We start from the raw sequence: 14,956 nt of genomic DNA on the forward strand, positions 1-14,956 counted from the left end.
GCGGCCGACCCGGCGCCGGCCGCCCGGGACGCCGCGCGGGAGGCGATTGCCCGCAGCACGCGCGCGGCGGGCGCGGCCCCGGCCGCCCGCGACGACTCCGCCGCCCAGGCCGACGCCCTCGCGCACCGCGACGACGAGGACGTCGACGACGAGGTCTCCGGGGCCGAGCTGCTCCAGCGCGAGCTCGGCGCGCGGGTGATCGACGAGATCCCCCGCACCTGAGCCCACCCGCCCGACCACCTCCCGACCACCGACCACCCCCCTGACCACCAGACGGAGATCCCCATGACTGAACAGAACCCCTTCGAGGGCCTCGGCGGCGCCGGCGGCTTCGACATGAACGCCCTGCTCGCCCAGGCCCAGCAGATGCAGGCGCAGCTCGAGCAGGCCCAGACCGAGCTCGCGTCGGCCTCGATCGACGGCAGCGCCGGCGGCGTGACCGTGACCGTCACCGGCACCGGCGAGCTCTCCGGGGTGCGGGTGCCGACCGGCACCTTCGACGGCACGGACGCCGACGACCTCGCCGACCTCGGCGACCTGGTCGTCGCGGCGTACCGGGACGCCAAGACCAACGCCGACGCCATGGCGGCCGAGAAGCTCGGACCCCTCGCCGGTGGCCTGGGCGGCCTCGGTGGCGGCGACCCGTTCGGCGGTGGCGCGCTGCCGGGGTCGGACACCCCGCGCGGGCCCGCCGGCTTCTGAGCCGGCTGACGAGCGCAGGCCACCACCGTGTACGAGGGCGTCGTCCAGGACCTGATCGACGAGCTCGGGCAGCTGCCCGGGGTCGGTCCCAAGAGCGCCCAGCGGATCGCCTTCCACCTGCTGCAGGCCGACGCCGCCGACGTCCGGCGGCTCGCGGAGGTCCTGATCGAGGTGAAGGCGCGGGTGAAGTTCTGCTCGGTGTGCTTCAACGTCTCCGAGGACGAGCAGTGCCGGATCTGCCGAGACCCGCGCCGCGACCCGTCCGTGCTGTGCGTGGTCGAGGAGTACAAGGACGTCGTCGCCATCGAGCGGACGCGTGAGTTCCGCGGCCGCTACCACGTGCTGGGAGGCGCGATCTCGCCCATCGAGGGCATCGGTCCCGAGCAGCTGCACGTCACCGAGCTGATGACGCGCCTCGCGGACGGCGCGATCGAGGAGATCATCCTCGCCACCGACCCCAACCTCGAGGGGGAGGCGACGGCGACGTACCTCACACGGATGCTGCGCCCGCTGGGGTTGCGCGTGACCCGTCTCGCGAGTGGACTGCCCGTAGGCGGGGACCTCGAGTACGCGGACGAGGTCACCCTGGGACGAGCGTTCGCAGGACGGAGGAGTGCCGATGCGTGACGACACGCCCGAGGTGGAGACGCCTCCCGCGAGCATCTCGCCGGAGGGCGCGCACGAGGTCGCCGACCAGGTGGCCGGCTTCCTGACGGCCCTGCAGACCGTGGCGCGGGAGGGGGATCCCGGCCAGGGGGTGCCGCTGCTGCTGCTCGAGGTCTCGGAGGTGCTGCTCGCCGGCGCCCGGCTCGCGGTGCGCGAGGACTTCACGCCCGCCCAGGAGTTCCAGCCCGACGCCGGCCCCGACCCCGACGTCGACGCCATCCGCGAGGAGCTGGCCACGATGCTGGGCGGCGCCGACGTGTACGGCGAGGTGTTCGACCCCTACCAGCCCGAGGAGTTGGTCCCCGGTCGGCTGTCGGACGACCTCGCGAGCGTCGCCACCGACCTCGCGCACGGCCTGCGCCACTTCCGCGAGGGCCGCGTGACCGAGGCCCTGTGGTGGTGGCAGTACAGCTACGTCGCGAGCTGGGGCCCGGAGGCGTCCGCCGCCCTGCGGGCCCTGCAGTCGGTCGTCGCCCACGACCGTCTCGACACCGACGCGGGGACGATCGACGCCGCCGCGCTCGACGTCGAGGCGGAGCAGCTCGCGGCGGCCGATGAGATGCTGAACCGGACCGGCTCACCGGCGCCGTAGACTCGTCTGCGGCCACCGCACCCGAGCACGCAAAGGACCGCCCCGTGGGAATCGTCGTCCAGAAGTACGGCGGCTCCTCCGTCTCCGACGCGTCCGCCATCAAGCGGGTGGCGCGCCGCATCGTCGAGGCCAAGAAGGCCGGCAACGACGTCGTGGTCGCCGTGTCGGCGATGGGGGACAGCACCGACGAGCTGCTCGACCTCGCGAGCCAGGTCAGCCCGCTGCCGCCCGCCCGTGAGCTCGACATGCTGCTCACCTCCGGCGAGCGGATCTCGATGGCGCTGGTCGCCATGGCGATCTCCGACCTCGGCTACAGCGCCCGGTCCTTCACCGGCTCGCAGGCCGGCGTGATCACCGACTCGGTCCACGGCAAGGCCAAGATCATCGACGTCACGCCCGGCCGGATCTCCGACGCCCTCGGCGAGGGCCACATCGTCATCGTCGCGGGCTTCCAGGGCGTCTCGGCGGACACGAAGGAGATCACCACCCTCGGCCGCGGCGGCACCGACACCACCGCGGTGGCGCTCGCGGCCGCGCTCGACGCGGACGTCTGCGAGATCTACACCGACGTCGACGGCGTCTTCACCGCCGACCCGCGGATCGTGCCGGCCGCCCGCAAGCTCGACCGCGTCACCTACGAGGAGATGCTCGAGCTCGCGGCGTGCGGCGCGAAGATCCTCCACCTGCGGTGCGTCGAGTACGCCCGCAACCACGACATCCCGATCCACGTGCGGTCCTCGTTCAGCCAGCTGGACGGCACCTGGGTCACCGGCAGCATCGACGACCTGCCGGAGCCCGGCACCCAGGAGAGCAGCATGGAGCAGGCCATCATCGCGGGCGTCGCCCACGACCGCAGCGAGGCGAAGGTGACCGTCGTCGGGGTGCCCGACAAGGTCGGCGAGGCCGCGCGCATCTTCGAGGCCCTCTCCGCCGCGCAGATCAACCTCGACATGATCGTGCAGAACGTGTCCGCGGCCGCGACCAACCTCACCGACATCTCCTTCACGCTGCCCCGCAGCGACGGCCAGACGGCGATGGCGGCCCTCGCGGGGCTCCAGAGCGCGGTCGGCTTCGACTCGCTGCTCTACGACGACCACATCGGCAAGGTCTCCCTGATCGGCGCCGGGATGCGCTCCCACCCGGGCGTCACGGCCAAGTTCTTCTCCGGGCTGGCCCAGGCCGGGGTCAACATCGGCATGATCTCCACCTCGGAGATCCGGATCAGCGTCGTGGTCTCCGAGGAGGACGTCGACGCCGCCGTCGCCGCCACCCACACGGCGTTCGACCTCGACGCCGACGAGGTGGAGGCCGTCGTCTACGGGGGGTCGGGCCGATGAGCGCGAACTTCACCCCCGATGGCCTGCGCGTCGGCGTCGTCGGCGCCACCGGCCAGGTCGGCGTCGTCATGCGGCGGATCCTGGCCGAGCGGTCCTTCCCGCTGGCCGAGCTGCGCCTGTTCGCCTCGTCCCGCTCGGCGGGCTCGACGATCGTCTTCGGTGACCGGGAGATCACCGTCGAGGACGCCGCGACCGCGGACCCCGCGGGCCTCGACGTGGCGCTGTTCTCGGCCGGGGCGACCACCTCTCGTGCCCTGGCGCCCGCCTGGGGCGCCCAGGGCGTCGTCGTGGTCGACAACTCCTCGGCCTTCCGGCAGGACCCCGACGTGCCGCTCGTCGTCTCCGAGGTCAACCCGGGTGCCGCCGCCGACCGTCCCCGCGGCATCATCGCCAACCCGAACTGCACCACGATGGCCGCGATGCCGGTCCTCAAGCCGCTGCACGACGCGGCGGGCCTGCGCCGACTGGTCGTCGCGACGTACCAGGCCGTCTCCGGCTCGGGCGTCGCCGGCGTGGCCGAGCTCGCGGGCCAGGTCGCCGCCGCGGGCGAGAAGGCGACCGAGCTGACCCACGACGGGTCGGCGGTCGCCATGCCGGAGCCGACGGTCTACACCGCGCCCATCGCCTACAACGTGCTCCCGCTCGCCGGGTCGATGGTCGACGACGGGCTCGGCGAGACCGTCGAGGAGCAGAAGCTGCGCCACGAGACCCGCAAGATCCTCGACGTCCCCGACCTCCCGGTCTCGGGCATCTGCGTGCGGGTGCCGGTCTTCACGGGCCACAGCCTGGCGATCAACGCCGAGTTCGACGCCGCCATGCCCGTGGAGCGCGCCCGCGAGCTCCTGGGCTCCGCGCCCGGCGTGCAGCTGTCCGAGGTCCCCACGCCGCTGCAGGCGGCCGGTCAGGACCCGTCGTACGTCGGTCGGCTGCGGCAGGACGAGGGCGTCCCGGACCAGCGGGGGCTCGCGCTGTTCGTCAGCGGGGACAACCTCCGCAAGGGTGCCGCGCTGAACACGGTTCAGATCGCGGAGCTGCTGCTCTCGCGCTGAGGGTCGTCACGGGTCCCGGCCCGGGCCCCGCCCGAGCGGTCCCCGGCGTCCGCGTCCGGCTCCGCCGCGGGCGGCGGGTCGCCGTACGTGGTGGTGACCCAGTGGGACAGCAGGAACGACGCCGCTCCGACCGCCGGGATCACGAGCACCATCCACCACGACTCGAGCACGTCGATCAGCAGCAGCATGATCACCACGCTCATGACGGCCACCGCCAGCAGGCTGGTGCTGGCCGGGCCCGGCTGGGACCACGCGCGCAGCAGCGCCGCGCCGAGCAGGAACCCGGCGAGCAGGATCGCCAGCACGACCAGGTAGCCGACGCCCCCGCAGGACGACGTGCCGCGCACCAGCACGCAGGCGCGCAGGCCGCCGGCCGCCAGCAGCACGGTCAGCAGGCCGACCGCGGCGCCGGTGGCGACGGCTGCCGCCCGGGGCGGGACCGTGGGCAGGACGGGCAGCGAGAACGACGCCAGGGACGCCGGGTCGAAGCGTCGACGCTCCTCGGTGGGCTCCTCGGCGGGCTCCTCGGTGGACTCGTCGGACGGGTCCGCGGGCTCGGCGGCCGACTCCTCGCGGGCCAGCAGCGGGAGGGTCTCCTCGGGCCGCCGCTCGGGCTCGTCGGGGTGCTGCTCGGTGGCGCGCTCGTCGCTCGGCCGGGGTGGCGCGACCGGCGCGGAGCGGCGCCGCCACCGGCTCGGCCGTGGGCTGCGCGGTGCGGGCTCGGGCTCCTCGACCGCGGGGACCGCGACGGTGGGCGTCTCGGCGACGGGCTCGGGGTCGGCGACGGGCTCGGGGTCGGCGACGGGCGCGGGGTCGGCGACGGGCGCGGGGTCGGCGACGGGCTCAGGGTCCGGGACCGGTGCCGGATCGGCGACGGGCGTCGGCTCCGGCACCGGGGTGGTGGCCGCGGGGGGCTCGGGATCGTCGGTGGGCCTGCGCCGACGTCGGCGCAGCCCGAACGAGGGCAGCTCGAGGTTGGGGCCGTCCTCGGGACGGTCGGTCTCCGCCATGCTCGCAGTGTGCCACCGACCCCTGCCCGCTCGTGCGGGACCGGCGATCCCGAGCCCGCGGCGTCTCAGCGACCCAGGACGCTGCGCAGCACCTGCGGGTAGTCGGTGATGATCGCGTCGACCCCCCAGCGCACGAGGCGGCGCATGTCCACGCCCGTGTTGACGGTGTAGACGCCGATGCGCAGACCCGCGGCCTGGACCGCGTCGACGTCGGACTCCTCGATGACGCGGAAGGAGGGGTTCACCCACTCCGTCCAGCCGGCCGCGTCGGCGATCTGCTGCGGCGTGGGACGGGTCCCGTAGAGCAGTCCCTTCGGCACCGCGGGGGACGCCTGCTCGTAGGCGCGCAGCCAGTCGATCTCGAACGACTGGACGACGAGGCGGTCGCGGCGCAGCGCGGTGCGGAAGGGGGTCTCGGCGAGCGCCCGGTCGAGGTCCCGGGCGATGCCCGGGTAGAGCGACGGGGACTTCATCTCGATCAGCACGTCGGCACGGTTGCCGACGACACGGCCCCACTCCGCGAGGGTCGGGATGCGCTCCCCGGCGTACTCCGGGCCGAACCAGGAGCCGGCGTCGAGCCGCCGGAGCTCGCGCAGGGTGAAGTCGCCCACGTTCCAGGGCGCGCGACCGGGGAAGACCTGTTCGGCGTCGGTGGTGCGCGCCAGGGTCGTGTCGTGCATCAGCACCAGCACCCCGTCGGCGCTGCGCTGGACGTCGTTCTCGATCTCGTCGGCGCGGTCGCGCAGCGCCTGCCGGGCCGAGGCGAGGGTGTTCTCCGGGGCCACGCCCGAGGAGCCGCGGTGGGCCACGACCTCCGTGTCCACCCCGGGGCCGCGATCGGGGCCGCGGTCGGGCGCCGCCGACGCCGGCGCGGCGCCGAGGCCGAGCGCGGCCGCCGCGGCCGAGGCGCCGAGGACGGCGGCGAGCGAGGTGAGCACCGAGGTGGTGCGGAGGGGGCGCAGGCGCATGCGAGGGGTCCTTCCCGAGAGCGGCCACCGGCTCTCGGTGGCCGCGGCGCACGCTGCCGGACCCAGGGGACCGTGAGGTGTACGGGCGCCGACCTCGGCCCGAACGATGAGTCCGGGGCGCACCACCGGTCCTCACCCCACCGACACCGCGCCAGGAGGACACCGTGGGACCGATCACGATCAACCTGTGGATCAACGGGCACGACATGCACGAGGCGGCCGACTACTACTGCCGGCTCTTCGAGGACGGCGAGGTGCTGGCCGTCGTGCCGTACGGCGCCGAGGCGGGGGAGTGGGCGGGCGCGCCGATGGTGGTGGAGCTGCGGCTCGGCGGGGCGCCGTGGACCCTGATCAACGGGGCGGGCCACACGTTCACGCCCTCGGAGGCGACGTCGTTCGAGGTGGCCTGCGAGGACCAGGCGGAGGTCGACCGGGTCTGGGGGCACCTCGCGGACGGGGGACGGCCGGGGCCCTGCGGGTGGATCGCCGACCGCTACGGCTTCTCGTGGCAGGTGGTGCCGGCGGAGCTGGGCGCGATGATGCGGGACCCGGATCCCGAGCGGGTCGCGCGGGTGACCGCGTGCTTCATGGCCGTCGACGGCGTGGCGCTGAGCGTGGCCGACCTCCGCGCGGCGTACGACGGGTCCTGAGCGGCCCGGGCACGCACGACGGCCCGGGACCCGCCAGCCTCTGGCGGGGTCCCGGGCCGTCGCGGGAGGCGGGTCTCAGCCCGCCGCGGGCTCGCCGCAGGTCTCGCTCGCGTAGTCGGTGAAGTCGTTCACCCGGTCCTCGTCCTCGTCGGAGAGGTCGGCGGTCTCGTCGGGCTCCTCGCCCTCCTCGATCGCGGCGACGAAGTCGTCCTCGCTGACGCTGGTGATGGTGTCGACGTAGATCTCGAAGCCCTCGCGCTGCTCGTCCGAGACGCCCTCGGGGGTGCCGGTCTCCTCGAGCTGGGTGGCCTGGTCCTGGACGGCGTCGTAGATGACGGTGCCGTCGGGCTCACCGCCCTCCTCGATGGACGAGCTGATGGCGTCCTCGAGCGGCCCGTTGTAGGCCGCGCAGAAGTCGTCCTCGCTCGCGTCGGCCGGGGGGCCGCCGGCGCCGCACGCCGTCAGCGACGCGGCGAGCAGGGCGGGGGCGGCGAACGCCGCGAGGCGGCGCTTGGTGATCGTCACAGGATCTCCTCGGAGAAGTCATCGGGTGTCGGGGACACTCTTACCGTTCGTCGGCCCTCCCACACCCATCCGCGCGAGAAATCTGGGAGCGGGCCCGTCGAGGGCGCCGAGACGACGAGACCCGGACCCTCGCGTGCGAGAGTCCGGGTCCTGTGGTCGGGCTGACAGGATTTGAACCTGCGGCCTCCTCGTCCCGAACGAGGCGCGCTACCAAGCTGCGCCACAGCCCGATCGGCCTCCGCGAGCATACCCGAGCGACTCAGTGCAGGGTCAGCAGGGTGGCCTCGGGCCGGCACGCGGTCCGGAAGCGGATCCACGGGTTGGTCCCGAGGCCCGCGCTGACGTGGAGGTACGCCGAGCCGGCGTCGCCCGGCGCCGAGCCGGCGGGGTGGCGGTGCAGGCCCTTCGCGCGGGCGGGCTCGAGGTCGCAGTTGGTGGTGAGCGCCCCGACGAGGGGCAGGCACACCTGACCGCCGTGGGTGTGGCCGGCCAGGACCAGGTCGTGCTCGTCGCGCGCGAAGGCGTCCAGCACCCGCAGGTAGGGGGCGTGCGCGACCGCGATGCTGATGTCGGCCCCGTCGCCGGCACCCTGCCGCGCCGGGCCGGCCACCGCGCCCAGGTCGTCGTAGGACAGGTGGGGGTCGTCCACGCCGACGAGGGCGACCCGCGTGCCGCCGACGGTGAGCGAGCCGGTGGTGTTGGTCAGGTCCAGCCAGCCGGCCCCGGTCATCGCGGACCTCATCTCCCGCCACGGCAGCTCGGGCGTGCTGGTGTTGCGGCGGCCGTCGTCCGGGAGCAGGTAGCGCAGCGGGTTGCGGAACCCCGGCGCGAAGTAGTCGTTGGAGCCCAGCACGAAGGCCCCGGGGCGCTCGAGCAGCGGCTCGAGGGCCTCCAGCAGAGCCGGCAGGGCCGTCATCCCCGCCAGGTTGTCGCCGGTGTCGACCACCAGGTCGGGACGCGTCGAGGCGAGGTCGCGGACCCACGCCCGCTTGGCCCGCTGGTCGGGCACGAGGTGGAGGTCGGACAGGTGCAGCACCCGCAGCGGCCGGTGGCCGGGGGGCAGGACCGGGACCGCCACCTCCCGCAGCGTGTAGGCCCGCGCCTCCGCTGCGGCGTACGCCGCCACGCCCGCGCCCAGCGCCGTCGTGCCGAGCGCCAGGCGGGTCGCAAACCGGGTGAGGTCCATCCCGACAGGCTGACACAATGGGCGGCATGAGCGCCCTGAAGGACCGACTGCGCACCGACCTCACCGCGGCCATGAAGGCGCGCGAGGAGCTGCGCGCCTCGACGCTGCGGATGGCGCTGACCGCGATCACCAACGCGGAGGTCGCCGGCAAGTCCGCCAAGGAGCTCAGCGACGCCGAGGTCGTCGACGTGCTGTCGTCGGAGGCCAAGCGTCGTCGGGAGGCGGCCACCGCCTTCGACGAGGGCGACCGGCCCGAGCGGGCGGAGCGCGAGCGCGCCGAGGCCGGCGTGCTCGCGGACTACCTCCCGACCCCGCTGACCGACGAGGAGGTCGCCGCCATCGTGGCCGACGCCGTGGTCGAGGCGGGCGCCGAGGGCCAGGGCATGAAGGCCATGGGTCGCGTGATGGGCCTGGTCGCCCCCCGCACCAAGGGCCGCGCCGACGGCGGCGTCGTCGCCGCGGAGGTCAAGCGCCAGCTGGCCTGACGGCCCGGCCGCGCCGGGCACCGCACGCGAGCGCCGACTCGGCGTCGTACGGGTGCACGCGAGCGCCGAGTCGGCGTCAGGTCACTCGGCGGTGGTGGGGCGGACGAAGTCCTCGTCGTCGAGGAACGGGGCGATGTCGATCATCGCGTCGTACCACATCGGGCCGGCGAAGCCGGAGCCCGAGACGTTGCGGTAGGCGCCGCCGATCGGGACGCCCGCCATGTTGATCGGGGAGCCGAACTCGTTGGCGCCGGCGATCATCGCGGCGGTGGCCAGGTTGGGCGTGTAGGCGTTGAACCAGACCGCGTTGCCCTGCGCCGTACCGGTCTTGCCGGCCGACGGCTGCCCGATCTGCAGGCCCGAGCCGAAGCCGCTCTCCATCACGCCGCGGAGGATGTCGTTGATCTGGTCGGCGGTCGACTCCGGCAGCACCTGGGTGCAGTCCGAGTCGTACTCCTTGAGCATGGTGCCGGCCGCGTCGGTGATGTCGTTGACCGGACGCGCGGGGCAGTGCACGCCGCGGGCGGCGAAGGTCGCGTAGGCCTCGGCCATCTCCATCGGGCTGACGTCGGCGACGCCCAGGGTGAAGGTGGGGACGAGCTCGCGCTCGGGGTTGTCGAGCTCGACGCCCATCTGCTGCGCCAGCTCGTAGGGCTCGCAGATGCCGGTCTGCTGCTCGAGGGCCATGTAGTAGGTGTTCACCGACAGCTGGGTGCCGGTGTACATGTTCATGACGCCGCTCTCCGTCGAGTTGCCGGGCGCGTAGACCTCGCTGCTCTGGTAGAACTCCCCGTCGCACACCTCGTAGCTGCCGAGGTCGAACGCCGCGTCGTCGGGCGAGTTGATGCTCGTGTAGGGCGAGATCCCCTGGTTGAGCGCCGCGGCCGTCACGAACAGCTTGAACGTCGAGCCGCCCTGGAAGCCGTTCGAGTCGCCGTACCGCTCCGGGACCACGTAGTTGAGGTAGGTCTGGCCCGCCTCCTGGTCGCTGCCCATGGGCCGGGACTGCGCGACCGCGCGCACGCGGCCGGTGCCGGGCTCGACCATGGCGAGCGCGCCGATGGCCTGGTCCGTCGGGAAGACGGTGGCCTGCACGGCCTCGTCGGCCGCGGCCTGGAAGCGCTGGTCGATCGTGGTGCGGATCGTGAGGCCGGCGGTCTGGATGAACTCCATCCGCTCCTCGGGGGTCTCGCCGAGGGAGGGGTCCTCCTGCAGGTACTTGAGCACGTAGTCGCAGAAGAACGCCGCCCGCGAGCTGACGCAGCCGTTCTGGAGGTTGGTCGGGCTGAGCCCCAGGTCTGCGCGCTTGAGGCGGTTGGCCTTCGGCTGCGGGATCACGCCGAGCTCGGCCATGCGGTTGAGGACGACGTTGCGACGCTGCTGGGCGCGCTCGGGGGAGTTGGTCGGGTCGTAGCCGGTCGGGTTGCGGACCAGCCCGGCGAGCAGCGCCGACTCCTTGACGTTGAGGTCCTTCGCGGACTTGTCGAAGTACGTCTCGGACGCGGCCTCGATGCCGTAGGCGCCGTCGCCGAAGTAGGCGATGTTCAGGTAGCGCTCGAGGATCCAGTCCTTGCTGTGGTTCTCCTCGAAGGCGATCGCGTAGCGCAGCTCGCGCAGCTTGCGCGCGTAGGTGTCGTCGACCGCGGCCGCCCGCTCCTCGGGGGTGTCGGCCTGCTGGACCAGCGTCAGCTTGACCATCTGCTGGGTGATCGACGACCCGCCCTGGACGACGCCGTCGCTGGCCTGGTTGGTGACCAGGGCGCGCAGCGTGCCCCGCAGGTCGAGCGCGCCGTGCTGGTAGAAGCGGTAGTCCTCGATCGACACGATCGCCTTGCGCATCATCGGCGAGACGTCGCGCAGCGACACGATCTGCCGGTTCTCCTCGAAGATGTTGGCGATGGTGTTGCCGGCGCCGTCGACGATGCGGCTGCGCTCGGGCAGGCGTTGGGTCTCCAGCTCCTCGGGCAGCTCCTCGACGCTCTGGGCGACGTTGCGCGCGCCGATGCCGAGGACGCCGGCGAAGGGGATCGCGAGGCCGGCGACGATCACGCCCATCACCGCCGCCACCGCGACCATCACCCCGAGGTGGGAGAGGATGCGGAAAGGGCGGGGACGCGTGGATGCGGGCCTCGTCATGAGCCTCAATGTACGTGAGCGGCCCAGTGGCCTGAGAATCCTGCTCCCGCGCGCGTGTGGCCTGTGGTAGTGCATCGGACCGACGGTCTAGTCATTTGTGACTACGAACCTCAAGCCGTTCGGGGAATGATGAGAAAACCTTGAGAAACCTACTCTTGACGCACACCGGGAAAGACCCGGACAAGTCTCGGGCAAGGTTCGTGGGGAAGCGAGAACACCATGTGGGTCGATGACTGGGCGCCGTCGGCGCTCTGCCGCCAGACGCAGCCGGACCAGCTGTTCGTGCGCGGTGCGGAGCAGAACAACGCCAAGAAGCTCTGCGGCGGGTGCCCCGTCCGCACCGAGTGCCTCGCGGAGGCCCTCGACAACGAGATCGAGTGGGGCGTCTGGGGCGGCATGACCGAGCGCGAGCGCCGTGCGCTCCTGCGCCGTCGTACGGTCAGCTCGTGGCGCGCGGTCCTCGAGGAGGCCCGCACCCAGCACTCGGCGCAGGTCGCCGGCCCCGGCTCGCTCGTCACCACCTGAGCCCCTCGACCTCCCGCCGGCGGCTGGGCGAGGGGCCTCAGCCGCCGGCGAGGAGCCGCCCGACGGCCCGGAGGCCGTCGAGGTCGTGCACGTCGGTGCTCAGCGCCGGGACCACGACCGTCGCCACGTCCGGGTGGGCCGCGGCGAACCCGGCCCGCAGCCGCGACTCCCGCTCCACGGAGCGCAGCCGGTCGGCGTGCAGGCGCAGCAGGCCGCCGGTCACCGACCGCGGGTCCCGCTTGGCGACCCGGGCCGCGGCCGCCACCGCCTCGTCGGCGCCGAGCGCCGGCGCCGCGTCCCCACCGGCGGGGCCGGCGGGGCTGCCGGGGCTCTCGGCGCTGCTGGAGCGGTTGACCACGAGACCGGCGAGGGGCATCGCGTCCTCGGCCAGGCGCTCGGTGAAGTAGGCCGCCTCGCGCAGCGCGTCGGGCTCCGGCGCGGCGACGACCAGGAACGCCGTGCCGTCCGCCTGCAGGAGCGCGAAGGTCCGCTCCGCGCGGGCGCGGAACCCGCCGAACAGGGTGTCGAAGGCCGCGACGAAGGTGGACATGTCGCGCAGGACCTGCGCGCCGATCACCTTCGTCAGGGCGTTGGTCACCAGGCCGACGCCGGCGGTCATGAACCGCGCCGGACCGCGGGCGGGTGCGAGCAGCAACCGGATGAACCGCCCGTCGAGGAACGAGCTGAGGCGCTCGGGGGCGTCGAGGAAGTCCAGCGCCGAGCGGGACGGCGGGGTGTCGACCACGATCAGGTCGTAGGTGCCGTCGGCCTCGGCGGCGCGGTGGACCTGGCCCAGCTTCTCCATCGCCATGTACTCCTGCGTGCCCGCGAACGAGCTCGACAGGGCCACGTAGAAGGGGTTGGCCAGGATCTGCTGCGCCTTCTCCGGGCTGGCCTGGCTCTCGACCACCTCGTCGAAGGTGCGCTTCATGTCCAGCATCATCGCGTCGAGGCGGCCGCCGGCGGCCGGGTCGACGCCGACGACGCGGCGCGGGGTGTTGTCCAGCTCGCCGACGCCCATCGACTGCGCCAGCCGGCGGGCGGGATCGATGGTCAGGACGACGACCCGGCGGCCCTGCTCGGCGGCGCGGAGCGCCAGGGCCGCGGACGTGGTGGTCTTGCCGACCCCGCCCGAGCCGCAGCACACGACGATCCGTGTGCCCGGGTCGCCGATCAGCGCGTCGACGTCCAGGGTCGGCGCGGCGCGGCGGGTCACGCCATCCCCTGGGCGCGCAGCAGGGCGGCGAGCTCGTAGAGCGCACCGAGGTCGACGCCGCCCGCCAGCCGCGGGAGCTCGTACGACGGTCGGCCGAGGTCGGCGACGAGCGCCCGCTGGGCGTCCTCGAGGGCGCGGCGGCCGGCGTGGTCGCGGCCCTCGGCGAGCAGGACGTCGGCGAGCCCGGCGTCGGCCTCCTCGGCCAGCCCGGCCGCCACGAGGTCCGCGGTGACGGCGTCGCGGTCCAGGGCCCCGGTGCGCGCGGCGACGAGGTGCTCCTCGGGCAGGTCGCGCGGGCGGACCAGGTCCACGACGACCCCGCCCACCGGCAGGCCGGCGGCGCGGAGCTCCGCGATCCCGTCGGCGGTCTCCTGCACGGGCATCTCCTCGAGCACGGTCGTCAGGTGCACCGCCGTCCGCTCGGAGCGGAACAGCGTCATCATCAGGTCCGACTGGTGCTTGATCGGACCCACGCGCGCGAGCCCGGCCAGCTCGTCGCTGACGCCGAGGAACGGCACGATCCGCCCGGTCGGCGGCGCGTCGAGCACGACGGCGTCGTACGACTCGCCGCCGCCGCGGCGCCCGCCCTCCTTCGCGGCCTCGAAGACCTTCCCGGTCAGGAGCACGTCGCGGACGCCGGGGGCGAGGGTGGTGGCGAAGTCGACGACGCCGAACCTGTCGAGCAGCCGTCCGGCGCGGCCGAGGCGGTAGTACATGGCGAGGTACTCGAGCAGCGCCGACTCCGGGTCGACGTGCAGCGCGTGGACGGCGCCCCCGCGGCCGCGACCGCGCGGCAGGCCGGTGGCGATGCGCCGCTCCTCGTAGGGGAGCGGGTCGACGTCGAACATCCGCGCGATGCCCTGGCGGCCCTCGACCTCGCAGAGCAGCACGCGGCGGCCCTCCCAGGCCAGCGCCAGCGCCAGCGCCGCGGCGACCGTGGACTTGCCGGTGCCGCCCTTGCCGGTCACGACGTGCAGGCGCACCGCCGGGAAGTCGCTGCTCGCCGGCTCGCCCACGCGCCGGAGCCTAGCCACGCTGCGGGCGGCGGGTGAGCAGACGGGTCAGCTCGTGCGCCTCGCGCAGCAGCAGCTCGCCGTGCTCGCGTCGGCGCGCGGCCCCGAACCGGGACGCGACGCCGGTGAGGCTGAGCGCCCAGGCGGGCGCGCCGGCCTCGTCGAAGACCGCGGCCGCCATGCCCCAGCTGCCCTCGACCACGAGGCCCGGGTTGACGGCGTAGCCGGTGCGGCGGGTGGCCCGGACCCGCCGCTCCACCGCGTCGCGCGCGTGGGCGGGGCCCCACCGGCCCACGAGGTCCGCGGAGTCGAGGTACGACGCCCGCTCGGGCCCCGACAGGTGGGCGAGCAGCACCAGCCCGGCCGAGGCGACGCCGAGGGGGAATCGGATGCCCTCGTGGAGCACGTGCGAGCGGATCGGGAAGCTGCCGTCGTGCTGGACCAGGCAGACGGTCTCGTCGCCGCGACGCACCGAGAGGAACGCGCTCTCGCCCGTCGCGTCGGAGAGCCGGGCCAGGACGGGTCGCGCCAGGCCCACCGCGTCGTACCGGCTCGCCGCGGAGCGCCCGAGCAGCCACAGCTCCGGCCCGAGCAGCCAGCGGCCGTCGGCGGCGCGCTCGACCAGCCCCTCGGCGGCGAGGTCGCCGAGCAGCCGATGGGCGGTGGGCCGTGGCAGCGCGGCGTACGAGGCGGCAGCGGTGGTGGTGGCGCCCTCGGGCTCGTGGGCCGCCAGCGCCCGCAGCAGCCCGCCGGCGCGGCCGACGACGTGCGCGGGGGACTCCACGCCCCGACCCTAGCGTCCGCCCAGCGGACGCGCGCGTCCGCCGAGGTCCGGCGAGCGAGAGGTCGGGCGGGCGGTCGTTGACCGGTGTCGGTGACGTGGACCACGCTCGGGC

General features: G+C 74.0%; 17 protein-coding genes and 1 tRNA gene. 9 read left to right on the plus strand and 9 right to left on the minus strand.

The genetic code is table 11. The features are described from left to right. The 6 genes from ABD158_RS06785 to ABD158_RS06810 all read left to right on the plus strand — a co-directional run. Positions 1-222 (plus strand): hypothetical protein (locus ABD158_RS06785; RefSeq protein ID WP_344005447.1); only part of this gene is annotated, 222 nt, incomplete at its 5' end. Between the two features lie 63 nt (positions 223-285). Next, positions 286-702 carry a YbaB/EbfC family nucleoid-associated protein gene (locus tag ABD158_RS06790; protein ID WP_344005450.1) on the plus strand — a complete coding sequence of 139 codons (417 nt, stop codon included), beginning with the start codon at positions 286-288 and terminating at the stop codon, positions 700-702. Between the two features lie 27 nt (positions 703-729). After that, positions 730-1,329 (plus strand): recombination mediator RecR, encoded by a 600-nt coding sequence (gene recR, locus ABD158_RS06795; RefSeq protein WP_344005452.1) that lies wholly within the window; start codon positions 730-732, stop codon positions 1,327-1,329. Further along, entirely contained in the window at positions 1,322-1,960 is a 639-nt protein-coding gene (locus ABD158_RS06800; protein WP_344005454.1) for a DUF5063 domain-containing protein, read from the plus strand. Before recR ends, ABD158_RS06800 begins: the two co-directional genes overlap by 8 nt. A 44-nt stretch (positions 1,961-2,004) precedes the next feature. Beyond that, complete coding sequence (locus ABD158_RS06805) at positions 2,005-3,297, plus strand: aspartate kinase (RefSeq protein WP_344005456.1); 1,293 nt, start codon at positions 2,005-2,007, stop codon at positions 3,295-3,297. After that, complete coding sequence (locus ABD158_RS06810; protein WP_344005458.1) at positions 3,294-4,346, plus strand: aspartate-semialdehyde dehydrogenase; 1,053 nt, start codon at positions 3,294-3,296, stop codon at positions 4,344-4,346. Before ABD158_RS06805 ends, ABD158_RS06810 begins: the two co-directional genes overlap by 4 nt. Here the strand turns inward: ABD158_RS06810 and ABD158_RS06815 are convergent. Beyond that, on the minus strand, positions 4,316-5,356 hold the full coding sequence (locus ABD158_RS06815; RefSeq protein ID WP_344005460.1) for a hypothetical protein: 1,041 nt from the start codon (positions 5,354-5,356) through the stop codon (positions 4,316-4,318). The genes ABD158_RS06810 and ABD158_RS06815 overlap by 31 nt on opposite strands. A gap of 65 nt (positions 5,357-5,421) precedes the next feature. Then, positions 5,422-6,324, minus strand: coding sequence for a glycerophosphodiester phosphodiesterase (locus ABD158_RS06820; RefSeq protein ID WP_344005462.1), 903 nt, complete (start codon positions 6,322-6,324; stop codon positions 5,422-5,424). Positions 6,325-6,488: 164 nt separating this feature from the next. On the opposite strand from ABD158_RS06820, the gene ABD158_RS06825 reads away from it, so the two are divergent. Continuing rightward, the gene (locus tag ABD158_RS06825; protein ID WP_344005464.1) at positions 6,489-6,974 is read left to right on the plus strand and encodes a VOC family protein; all 486 of its coding nucleotides are present in this window, start codon (positions 6,489-6,491) and stop codon (positions 6,972-6,974) included. Positions 6,975-7,049: 75 nt separating this feature from the next. Here the strand turns inward: ABD158_RS06825 and ABD158_RS06830 are convergent, their stop codons facing one another. The 3 genes from ABD158_RS06830 to ABD158_RS06840 form a co-directional block, all read right to left on the minus strand. Then, the gene (locus ABD158_RS06830) at positions 7,050-7,499 is read right to left on the minus strand and encodes a hypothetical protein (protein WP_344005466.1); all 450 of its coding nucleotides are present in this window, start codon (positions 7,497-7,499) and stop codon (positions 7,050-7,052) included. A gap of 153 nt (positions 7,500-7,652) precedes the next feature. After that, a tRNA-Pro gene (locus ABD158_RS06835) sits at positions 7,653-7,729 on the minus strand. 29 nt (positions 7,730-7,758) lie between these two features. Then, positions 7,759-8,685, minus strand: coding sequence for a metallophosphoesterase (locus tag ABD158_RS06840; RefSeq protein ID WP_344005468.1), 927 nt, complete (start codon positions 8,683-8,685; stop codon positions 7,759-7,761). A 26-nt stretch (positions 8,686-8,711) separates the two neighbouring features. On the opposite strand from ABD158_RS06840, the gene ABD158_RS06845 reads away from it, so the two are divergent. Further along, entirely contained in the window at positions 8,712-9,170 is a 459-nt protein-coding gene (locus tag ABD158_RS06845; RefSeq protein WP_344005470.1) for a GatB/YqeY domain-containing protein, read from the plus strand. Positions 9,171-9,251: 81 nt separating this feature from the next. Here ABD158_RS06845 and ABD158_RS06850 read toward each other — a convergent pair whose 3' ends face one another. Beyond that, entirely contained in the window at positions 9,252-11,306 is a 2,055-nt protein-coding gene (locus ABD158_RS06850) for a transglycosylase domain-containing protein (protein WP_344005472.1), read from the minus strand. 219 nt (positions 11,307-11,525) lie between these two features. Between ABD158_RS06850 and ABD158_RS06855 the strand changes: the two genes are divergently transcribed. Next, positions 11,526-11,831, plus strand: coding sequence for a WhiB family transcriptional regulator (locus ABD158_RS06855; RefSeq protein ID WP_344005474.1), 306 nt, complete (start codon positions 11,526-11,528; stop codon positions 11,829-11,831). Between the two features lie 37 nt (positions 11,832-11,868). Here ABD158_RS06855 and bagB read toward each other — a convergent pair whose 3' ends face one another. From bagB to ABD158_RS06870, 3 genes are read right to left on the minus strand one after another with little or no spacing between them, the layout of a single operon-like run. Beyond that, positions 11,869-13,047: an ArsA family ATPase gene (gene bagB / locus ABD158_RS06860; RefSeq protein ID WP_344005476.1), complete on the minus strand. Its 1,179-nt coding sequence runs from the start codon at positions 13,045-13,047 to the stop codon at positions 11,869-11,871. After that, a complete protein-coding gene (bagA, locus tag ABD158_RS06865) occupies positions 13,044-14,063 on the minus strand; it encodes an ATPase BagA (protein ID WP_344005478.1) in 1,020 nt (339 codons plus the stop codon). The genes bagB and bagA overlap by 4 nt, the downstream gene beginning before the upstream one ends. Before the next feature lie 10 nt (positions 14,064-14,073). Further along, positions 14,074-14,844 carry an IclR family transcriptional regulator gene (locus ABD158_RS06870; RefSeq protein ID WP_344005480.1) on the minus strand — a complete coding sequence of 257 codons (771 nt, stop codon included), beginning with the start codon at positions 14,842-14,844 and terminating at the stop codon, positions 14,074-14,076. Between the last annotated feature and the right edge of the window lie 112 nt (positions 14,845-14,956).

Source organism: Nocardioides lentus, assembly GCF_039529515.1.
Classification (GTDB): domain Bacteria; phylum Actinomycetota; class Actinomycetes; order Propionibacteriales; family Nocardioidaceae; genus Nocardioides; species Nocardioides lentus.

Coding starts and splice junctions, on each gene's coding strand:
- ABD158_RS06790 (WP_344005450.1), top strand. CDS start 286: ATGACTGAACAGAACCCCTTCGAGGGCCTCGGCGGCGCCGGCGGCTTC.
- ABD158_RS06815 (WP_344005460.1), bottom strand. CDS start 5,356: ATGGCGGAGACCGACCGTCCCGAGGACGGCCCCAACCTCGAGCTGCCC.
- ABD158_RS06800 (WP_344005454.1), top strand. CDS start 1,322: ATGCGTGACGACACGCCCGAGGTGGAGACGCCTCCCGCGAGCATCTCG.
- ABD158_RS06850 (WP_344005472.1), bottom strand. CDS start 11,306: ATGACGAGGCCCGCATCCACGCGTCCCCGCCCTTTCCGCATCCTCTCC.
- ABD158_RS06820 (WP_344005462.1), bottom strand. CDS start 6,324: ATGCGCCTGCGCCCCCTCCGCACCACCTCGGTGCTCACCTCGCTCGCC.
- ABD158_RS06810 (WP_344005458.1), top strand. CDS start 3,294: ATGAGCGCGAACTTCACCCCCGATGGCCTGCGCGTCGGCGTCGTCGGC.
- ABD158_RS06855 (WP_344005474.1), top strand. CDS start 11,526: ATGTGGGTCGATGACTGGGCGCCGTCGGCGCTCTGCCGCCAGACGCAG.
- ABD158_RS06845 (WP_344005470.1), top strand. CDS start 8,712: ATGAGCGCCCTGAAGGACCGACTGCGCACCGACCTCACCGCGGCCATG.
- ABD158_RS06840 (WP_344005468.1), bottom strand. CDS start 8,685: ATGGACCTCACCCGGTTTGCGACCCGCCTGGCGCTCGGCACGACGGCG.